The organism is Micrococcus sp. KRD070 (assembly GCF_017168435.1).
GTDB lineage: Bacteria > Actinomycetota > Actinomycetes > Actinomycetales > Micrococcaceae > Micrococcus > Micrococcus luteus.
The window spans coordinates 221,603-230,811 of sequence record NZ_JABFNH010000022.1; the positions used below are offsets into that span (position 1 = coordinate 221,603).

At 73.4% G+C, this 9,209-nt stretch carries 6 protein-coding genes and 1 pseudogene; 3 read left to right on the forward strand and 4 right to left on the reverse strand.

Translation table 11 applies throughout. The annotated features are described in order from the left end of the window. Together J1M38_RS08700 and J1M38_RS08705 are read left to right on the forward strand one after the other, a co-directional pair. Window positions 1-716: DNA-3-methyladenine glycosylase I (locus J1M38_RS08700; RefSeq protein WP_241246564.1), on the forward strand; the 716-nt coding region annotated here is incomplete at its 5' end. Window positions 717-779: 63 nt separating this feature from the next. Continuing rightward, on the forward strand, window positions 780-2,195 hold the full coding sequence (locus tag J1M38_RS08705) for an NAD-dependent succinate-semialdehyde dehydrogenase (RefSeq protein WP_078026015.1): 1,416 nt from the start codon (window positions 780-782) through the stop codon (window positions 2,193-2,195). A gap of 54 nt (window positions 2,196-2,249) precedes the next feature. Here the strand turns inward: J1M38_RS08705 and J1M38_RS12075 are convergent, their stop codons facing one another. The 3 genes and pseudogenes from J1M38_RS12075 to putP form a co-directional block, all read right to left on the reverse strand. Beyond that, on the reverse strand, window positions 2,250-2,594 hold the full coding sequence (locus J1M38_RS12075) for a hypothetical protein (RefSeq protein ID WP_241246565.1): 345 nt from the start codon (window positions 2,592-2,594) through the stop codon (window positions 2,250-2,252). A gap of 101 nt (window positions 2,595-2,695) precedes the next feature. After that, window positions 2,696-2,890 (reverse strand): annotated as a pseudogene (locus J1M38_RS12260) (2'-5' RNA ligase family protein); the annotation flags it as partial. Beyond that, a complete protein-coding gene (gene putP / locus J1M38_RS08715; RefSeq protein WP_134416570.1) occupies window positions 2,887-4,521 on the reverse strand; it encodes a sodium/proline symporter PutP in 1,635 nt (544 codons plus the stop codon). The pseudogene J1M38_RS12260 and the gene putP, both read right to left, overlap by 4 nt. Before the next feature lie 108 nt (window positions 4,522-4,629). Here putP and hrpA point away from each other — a divergent pair, with 108 nt between their 5' ends. After that, a complete protein-coding gene (gene hrpA, locus J1M38_RS08720) occupies window positions 4,630-8,733 on the forward strand; it encodes an ATP-dependent RNA helicase HrpA (protein WP_078026012.1) in 4,104 nt (1,367 codons plus the stop codon). Between the two features lie 24 nt (window positions 8,734-8,757). On the opposite strand, the gene J1M38_RS08725 is transcribed toward hrpA, so the two are convergent. Next, window positions 8,758-9,186 (reverse strand): HIT family protein, encoded by a 429-nt coding sequence (locus J1M38_RS08725; RefSeq protein ID WP_036316605.1) that lies wholly within the window; start codon window positions 9,184-9,186, stop codon window positions 8,758-8,760. Window positions 9,187-9,209 lie beyond the last annotated feature (23 nt).

A 9,209-nucleotide genomic window follows, 5' to 3' on the forward strand; every position in this document is an offset into this window, starting at 1 on the left:
CCCCCGTCTCCACCCCCGCCGAGGATCCACCGGCCGACGGGCGACAGGCACCGCCGAGTGGCGTCGTCGTGGGTGAGGACGGGCGGGCCCGCCCGCCGTGGGCGGCACGGGATCCGCTGCTGCGGGAGTACTACGACACGGAGTGGGGCCTGCCCGTCACGGACGAGCGGGGCCTGTTCGAGCGCCTCGTGCTCGAGGCGTTCCAGTCGGGCCTGAGCTGGCGGACCGTCCTGGCCAAGCGGCCCCGGTTCTGGGAGGTGTTCGCGGGCTTCGACGCGGACGCCGTCGCGGCGTTCGGGGACGCGGAAGTCGAGGCGTTGCTGTCAGACCCCGGCATCATCCGGAACCGGCGCAAGATCGAGGCCGCGATCGCGAACGCGAGGGCCGTCGTCGGGATGCGCGGCGAGCGGTTCGCCCCGCTGCACCCGGGCGCCCCCGGCGCGGGCCCGGCCTGGCACGGCGACGGCGACCGGCCGGCCCGCGGTCTGCCGGGGCTGGTCTGGGCGCACCAGCCTGCCGCGACCCCACGGCCGGAGACGGTGGCCCAGGTCCCCTCGACCTCGGACGAGTCGCGCGCGCTCGCGAGGGCGCTGAAGGCGCACGGCTGCCGATTCGTGGGGCCGACCACGTGCTTCGCCCTGCTGGAGGCCGCCGGGATCGTGGACACCCACCTTCTCGGCTCGTGGCGAAGAGGGGCGTCCGGGATCTGGGAGTGAGCGGGGGCCTCCGGCAGGATGGGGAGCTCAACGCAGGACGTCCACACGAAAGGGTGACGACTGATGACCACCACCTCCGCCTCTCAGGGCTACCGCACGATCAACCCGGCCACCGGGGAGCTGCTGAAGTCCTTCGACAACGCCACGGATCAGCAGATCGCCGACGCCCTCGACGCCTCGCAGGCCGCCTACGAGCAGTGGTCCCGGAAGTCGGTGGCCGAGCGCGCCGCCGTCGTGAAGCGGATCTCCGAGCTGCTGGCCGAGCGGTCCAAGGACATCGCCGCGGTGATCACCACGGAGATGGGCAAGTCCCTCGGCGCGGCGGTCGGCGAGGTGCGCTACGGCGCCCAGATCTTCGGGTACTACGCGGACGAGGCCGAGGAGCTGCTCGCGGACCAGCCGATCAAGCAGTTCTCCGGGCAGGAGGCGTTCGTCCAGCGGCTGCCGCTCGGCCCGCTGCTGGGGATCATGCCGTGGAACTTCCCGGTGTACCAGGTGGCCCGTTTCGTGGCGCCGAACCTCGTGCTCGGCAACACCATCCTGCTCAAGCACGCCGAGATCAACCCGCAGGTGGCGCAGCTGCTGGAAGAGCTCTTCACCGAGGCCGGACTGCCGGAGGGCGTGTACCAGAACGTGTTCGCCACCCACGACCAGATCTCCACGATCATCGCCGATCCGCGCGTGCAGGGCGTGTCCCTCACCGGTTCGGAGCGGGCCGGCGCCGCCGTCGCCGAGCAGGCCGGCCGGCACCTCAAGAAGGTCGTCCTCGAGCTCGGCGGCTCCGATCCGTACATCGTGCTCTCCGCGCCGGACGCCCGCGCCGCCGCCCGCGACGCACTGGCCACCCGGATGGGCAACTGGGGCCAGGCCTGCAACTCGAACAAGCGCATGATCGTCATGGAGGACCTCTACGACGACTTCGTGGACGAGCTGGTCCAGCGCTCCTCGGAGATGAAGCCCGGCGACCCGACCTCGCGCGACGCCGACGTCTACGGCCCGCTGTCCTCCGAGTCCGCGGCCGACGGGCTCGCCGAGCAGATCGCCGAGGCCAAGCAGGCCGGCGCCACCGTCCACGTGGGCGGCGAGCGCACCTCCGGCCCCGAGGGCGAGGGCTTCTACGTCTCCCCGGCCGTGATCACGGACGTGGACCAGGAGAACCCCGCCTACACGCAGGAGCTGTTCGGCATGGCCTCCGTGGTCTACAAGGTGTCCTCCGCCGAGGAGGCCGTGGCGCTGGCCAACGACTCCCAGTACGGTCTCGGCGGCGCCGTGTTCTCCACGGACCTGGACGAGGCCAAGCGCGTGGCCGACCAGCTCGAGGTGGGCATGGCGAACGTGAACCTCGCCTCCGCCGCCGGCGCGAATCTGCCCTTCGGCGGCGTGAAGCGCTCGGGCTTCGGCCGCGAGCTCGGCCCCCTGGCCCTGGACGAGTTCGCCAACAAGCGCCTGTACGCGGTGCAGGGCCCCCTGGAGGGCTGACCCGGGGCCGGGTCGGCCGGGCGGGTCTCCCGCTCCGGCCGGCCCGTCGGCCCCTCAGCCGCGCAGCGGGACGGTCGCCAGCACCTCGTGCAGCGGCCCGCCGGACCGGCCCTCGCCGAGCCGGGACGCCACGACCTCGACCTCGTCCGCGGTCCACTCCGGCCCGCGGTACACGGCGAGCGCGTGCACGGCCTCGGCCAGCAGGACGGTGGCCGGCGCCGGCGGACGGGGCTCGCCCCGCCTCCGACCCCGAGGTCGGGGCGCGGCGCCCGAGGCCCGCGCCACGGTGAGGTGGGCGCGCCGGCGGTCCCGGCCGTCGTCGTCGGCGAGCCAGGGCTCCGCCAGGAGCGCGCCGAGCTCCCGGACCTGCACCTGGCCGGAGCGGGGGAGTTCTCGCACCGCACGCTCTGGGTGGGGGCACCCACCCCCACCCAGAGCGTGCGGTGCGAGAACTCCCCCGCTCCGGCCAGGTGCAGGTCCAGCGGGCCATGTCCCGCCGCGATGCGGCCGGCGTCGGCGACGACGTCGTCCACGGCGCCGGCGGGCACCTCCGGGTGGAACGCCAGCGTCAGGTGCCGCTGCTCCGGCTCGGTCCAGCGCAGCGCGCGTCCGGCCCGGTCCCGGACGCCGTCGAGGGCCGGCTCGAGGTGGTCGAGCACGGCCCTCGGCGGACGGATCGCGAGGAAGAGCCTCACGCCTGCGCGCGCGGATCTGCGGCGGCTGCGGTCGAGCCCCCGGCGGCGTCCCGCGTCATGGCGGCCGGGGCCACGTCCGGGTGCGGCTCGCGGCCGGCCACGATGTCGATCGCGCCGGTGAACTCGGCGTCGATCCGCCGCTGCACCCGGCGCGAGCGCTGGGTCACGAGGGACACCACCACACCCATCACGAAGGCGGCGACGAAGCCCGGCAGCAGCTCGTACAGGCCGAACCACTCCCACGTCTCGGCACTGGCCTCGGACCACACCCAGGCGACGGCGGCGCCGGTGACCATGGCGGCCATCGCCCCCCACGAGGTGAACCGCGGCCAGTACAGGGCAAGCAGGATCACGGGGCCGAAGGCGGCGCCGAAGCCGGCCCACGCGAAGGAGACGAGCTCGAGCACGGAGGAGTCCGGGTTGAGGGCGAGCAGACCCGCCACGAGCGCCACCACCAGCACGCCGATGCGGCCGAGCCACAGGGTGAACGTCGGGGAACCGGTGCGCCCGCGCAGCATGTAGAGGTCCTCCACCAGGGCGGAGGAGCACACGATCAGCTGCGAGGAGAGCGTGGACATGATCGCGGCGAGGACGGCGGCCAGCACCAGGCCGGCCACGAACGGGTGGAACATGATCGAGGCCAGCACGAGGAACACGGTCTCCGGGTCCTCGAGCGTGGTGCCGGGGTTGGCCTGGAAGTAGGCGATGCCCACGAGGGCCACCATCACGGCGCCGAACACGGACAGCGCCATCCAGCCGATGCCGACGCGCCGGGCGACGGCCGCGTCGTGCGGGGTGCGCAGGGCCATGAAGCGGACGATGATGTGCGGCTGGCCGAAGTAGCCCAGGCCCCAGGCGAGGGAGGACAGGACGCCGATCAGCGTCGCGTTCTCGAACATCGAGAAGTGGTTCACTCCGCCGCCGGCGGCGTCGGCGGCGCGGATGCCCTCGACGACGGCGTCCCAGCCTCCCATGGTCAGGATCACGACGATGGGTACGGCCAGCAGCGAGAGGAACATGAGGACGCCCTGGGCCACATCCGTCAGCGAGGCGCCGAGGAAGCCGCCGAACAGGGTGTAGAGCACCGTGATGCCCGCGACCACGAGCATGCCGGTGAGGTAGTTGATGCTGATGCCCTGGGCGTAGAAGGACTCGGGGCCGAAGGTCGACTCGACGAACTTGCCGCCGGCCACCATGCCCGAGGAGACGTAGAAGGTGAAGAACACGAGGATGATCAGGCCGGCCACGATCCGCAGGATGTGCGTGCGGTCCTTGAACCGGTTCTCGAGGAAGGACGGGATCGTGATCGAGTTCCCGGCCACCTCGGTGTAGGAGCGCAGGCGGGGGGCGACCACGCGCCAGTTCACCCACGCGCCCACGGTCAGGCCGACCGCCATCCAGCCCTCGACCAGGCCCGCGGCGTAGATCGCGCCGGGCAGGCCCATCAGGAGCCAGCCGGACATGTCGGACGCACCCGCGGAGAGCGCCGCGACGGACGGCTTCATGTCGCGTCCGGCGAGCATGTAGTCGTCGAGGTCGGTGTTCTTGCGGGAGGCGTACAGGCCGATCGCGATCATCGCGAGGAAATAGAGGCCGATCGCCGCCAACAGGAAGACGGTGTTCGTGTCCATGGGCTCCAGAGAATCACATCCGGACTCTCAGCCCCAGTCCCAGGTCCGTCCCAGATTCGCCCCGTCCGGGTCGGCCCGGGCCCCCGCGCGCCTAGGATGGAGGCCGTCATGACGCAGACTCCCCCGCCCTCCACGCCCGCCGCGCAGCCGTCGGCGACGCCCCACGACGCCGTCGCGATCACGTTCCCCGAACACCTGCCGGTGGCGGAGCGTCGCGAGGAGATCATGGCCGCGATCCGCGACCATCAGGTGGTGATCGTCGCGGGCGAGACCGGCTCGGGCAAGACCACGCAGCTGCCGAAGATGTGCCTGGCCCTCGGGCTCGGGGAGGCCGGCTCGATCGGCCACACCCAGCCCCGGCGCATCGCCGCCCGCTCCGTGGCCGAGCGCATCGCGCAGGAGCTGGGCGAGGAGATCGGGCAGACGGTCGGCTACCAGGTCCGCTTCACGGCGCAGACCTCGAAGGCGACCCGGGTCAAGGTCATGACGGACGGCATCCTGCTGGCCGAGATCCCCCATGACCCGCAGCTGCGCCGCTACTCCGTGATCATCGTGGACGAGGCCCACGAGCGCAGCCTCAACATCGACTTCCTCCTGGGCTACCTGCGCAACCTGCTGCCCCAGCGCCCGGACCTGAAGGTGATCATCACCTCGGCCACCATCGACCCGGAGCGCTTCGCCCGACACTTCGGCCGGCCGCTGGCCGAGGGCGAGGACCATGCGGACGCGGTGGAGGCCGACGACGGCGGCCGCGTGGTCCCGGCGCCGATCATCGAGGTCTCGGGGCGCACCTACCCCGTCGAGATCCGCTACCGGCCGCTGACCGACGAGCCCTCCCCCGACGACCCCGAGGACGATGCGGACGACGCCGCCGAGACCCGCGACCCCCTCGACGCGATCGGCGACGCCGTCCTCGAGCTGGCCTCCGAGCCGCCGGGCGACATCCTCGTGTTCCTGCCGGGCGAGCGGGAGATCCGCGAGGCCGCGGACCACCTGACCGGCGTCGTCGCCGGCACCACGCGCCTGGCCGGCACGGAGATCCTGCCGCTGTTCGGCCGCCTGTCCATGGCGGAGCAGCACCGCGTGTTCGGCCGCGCCGGGGCCGGGGTGCGCCGGCGGATCGTGCTGGCCACGAACGTCGCCGAGACCTCCCTGACCGTGCCGGGCATCAAGTACGTGATCGACACGGGCACCGCGCGCATCTCGCGGTACTCGCACCGCACCAAGGTGCAGCGCCTGCCGATCGAGCGTGTCTCCCAGGCCAGCGCGAACCAGCGCTCGGGCCGGTCCGGCCGCACCTCGGACGGCATCGCGATCCGCCTGTACTCGGAGGAGGACTACCTCTCCCGCCCCGAGTTCACGGACCCGGAGATCCTGCGCACCTCCCTGGCCTCGGTGATCCTGCAGATGCTGTCCCTCGGTGTGGCCCGCACCCCGGGCGACGTCAAGGAGTTCCCCTTCGTCCAGCCCCCGGACGGCCGTCAGGTCACCGACGGCGCCACCACGCTCACCGAGCTCGGGGCGCTCGAGGCCGGCGGCGCCCGCGCGGGCACCATCACCCGGGTCGGACGCCGCCTGGCCCGTCTGCCGGTGGACCCCCGGCTGGGCCGCATGATCCTCGAGGCCGGTGAGCGCGGCTGCGTCCGGGAGGTCATGGTGATCGCCGCGGCCCTGACCATCCAGGACCCCCGCGAGCGCCCCACGGAGCAGCGTGAGGCCGCGGACGAGCTGCACCGCCGGTTCGCGGACGAGAACTCGGACTTCTCCGCGATCCTGAACCTGTGGGCCTACCTGCGCGAACGGCAGCAGGAGCTCTCCGGCTCCCAGTTCCGGAAGCTGTGCCGCCGCGAGCACATCAACTGGCTGCGCGTGCAGGAGTGGCAGGACCTGGTGCGCCAGCTGCGCCAGCTCGCCAAGGACGTGGGCCTCACCGTCGAGGCCGGACCCGTGGACCCGGTGGGCCGGCACGAGGCGGTGCACAAGTCCCTGCTCACCGGCCTGCTCGCGCAGATCGGCGCCTACGACGAGCGCCGTCGCGAGTACGCGGGCGCCCGCGGCACCCGTTTCGCCGTGTTCCCCGGCTCCGCCCTGTTCAAGAAGCGCCACCCGTTCGTCATGGCCGCCGAGCTCGTGGAGACCTCACGGCTGTGGGCGCGCACGGTGGCCCGGATCGAGCCGGAGTGGGCCGAGGAGGTCGCCGGCCACCTCGTCAAGCGGGCCTACAACGAGCCGCACTGGTCGCGGCGGGCGGGCTCCGTCGTCGCGCGCGAGAAGGTGACGCTGTTCGGCGTCACCCTGATCCCGGACCGCTCGGTCCGGTACGGCCGCATCGACCCGGAGCTCTCCCGCGAGCTGTTCATCCGGCACGCCCTCGTGGAGGGCGACTGGCGCACGCGCCACCGGTTCTTCGCCCGCAACCGGGCCGCGCTCGAGGAGGTCGACGCCCTCGAGACGCGCCTGCGCCGCCGCGACCTGCGGATCGGGGACGAGGACCTGTTCGCCTTCTACGACGCGCGGATCCCGGCGAACGTCGTCTCCGAGCGGCACTTCGACGCGTGGTGGAAGAAGGCGCGCCAGGAGCAGCCGGACCTGCTGGACCTCGACGTCGCCGCCCTGCTCACCGCCGACGCCGAGGACCTGGACACCGACGCGTTCCCCACCACGTTCTCGTATCCGATGCCCGGCGGCGATGTGGAGCTCGACCTCGAGTACACGTTCGACCCGACCGGCGCGGCCGGCACCGACGGCGTGACCGTGGCCGTGCCGATCCTGCTGCTCAACCAGGTCTCCCCCGGTCCCTTCGCATGGCTGGTCCCCGGCCTGCGGGTCGAGCTCGTCACCGCCCTCATCAAGGCGTTGCCCAAGGCGGTGCGCAAGAACCTCGTGCCCGCCCCGGACGTGGCCCAGCAGCTCGTGGCGGACCTCGAGGCCCACGCCGACCCGCTGCGGGACGAGCTGCCGGAGGCGCTGTCCGCGGCCGTGCGTCGGGTGCGCGGCGTGGTGGTGGAGCCCGGACTGTGGGCCCCGGACGCGGTGCCCCTGCACCTGCGGATGGACTACCGCGTCGTGGACGCCCGCGGCGCCGTGATGGGCGCCGGCCAGGACCTGCCCGCGCTGCAGGCCCGGCTCGCGCAGGCCAACCGCTCCGCGATCGCCGCCCGGCTCGCCGGCACCGACGACCCCGCCTCGGCCCGGCCGGGGCCGCGCGGCACGGGCCGCGGCGGCCGGGCCCAGGCCGACGCGCGGGCCGGGGCCGAGGGACGCCGTCGCCCGGAGGGCCCCGGGCGGTCCGGCGCGACGCCGGCCTTCGAGGAGCGGCACAGGCTGACCTCGTGGAGCATCGGCACGGTGCCGAAGACCGTCTCCACCGCGGCCGGGGCGCGCGGCCCCGCCATCACGGGCTACCCGAGCCTGGTGCCCGAGACCACGCCCGACGGCGGCCCCGCGGCCGGCCTGACCGTGGCCCGGTCCGCGGAGGACCAGGCGGCCTGGCACCGGGCCGGGGTGATCCGGCTGCTGCTGGCCACCCTGCCCAGCCCCCAGCGCTACGTGCTGGACCACCTGGACAACAGGGAGAAGCTCACCTTCACCCAGAACCCGCACGGCTCGGTGGACTCCCTCGTCGCGGACTGCACCCAGGCCGCCGTGGACCGTCTCGTCGGGGACGAGCTGCCGTTCGACGAGGCCGCGTTCCGCGCCCTGTTCGACCGGGTGCGGGCCGACCTGATCGACACGGTCTTCGCCGTCACGTCCCTGGTGGAGCAGGTGCTCTCCCGGGCCGCGCAGGTGCGACGCCGGCTCAAGGGCTCGGTCTCGCTCGCCCTCGCACCGGCGCTGTCGGACGTGAAGGCACACCTCGAGCAGCTCGTGTTCCCCGGCTTCGTGGCCGCCACGGGCTGGGAGCGGCTGCAGCACCTGCCGCGCTACCTGCAGGGCATGCTGACGCGCCTGGACCGGCTGGACGCCGGCGGCCACCTGCAGCGCGACGGGCAGCACATGGCGGTGGTGCAGGGGCTCGAGGACGAGTTCGACGCCGCGGTCGCGGCCCACCGCGCCCGGTTCGCGGGCACGCCCGTGCCCGCGGAGCTGGAGCGGGTGCGCTGGCTCATCGAGGAGCTGCGCGTCTCCTTCTTCGCCCAGGAGCTGGGCACGGCGGTCTCGGTCTCCGAGAAGCGGGTGCGTCAGGCGCTCGCCCGGGCCACGCGCGCCTGAGCCGGGCCCGGGCGGCGCGGGCCGTCAGTCCTGCGGGACGACCTCGCCGTGGCCCAGGTCCCGCAGGGCCGCGCGGAGGCGGGCGGCGGCGTCGTCCAGGTCCGCCGGATCGGGGGCGTTGTCCACGCGGGCCAGGTCGAAGTCGGCGAGCGAGGTGGAGGGCCACACGTGCACGTGCAGGTGCGGGATCTCATAGCCGGCGATCATGAGCCCCGCCCGGCGGGCGGAGAACGCCGCCACCTGCGCCTTGCCGATCTGCTGGGCGACCGTCGTCAGGTGCGTGACCAGCGCCGGGTCGACCTCCACCCATTCGTCCACCTCCGCACGGGGCACCACGAGCGCGTGCCCCGGCTGGAGCGGCGCGGCGGACAGGAACGCGACGCACGTCTGGTCCTGCCACACGAAGCGGGCGGGCAGCTCGCCGGCGATGATCCTGCTGAAGACGGTGGCCATGGGGGGTCCTCCTGGGGGTCGGC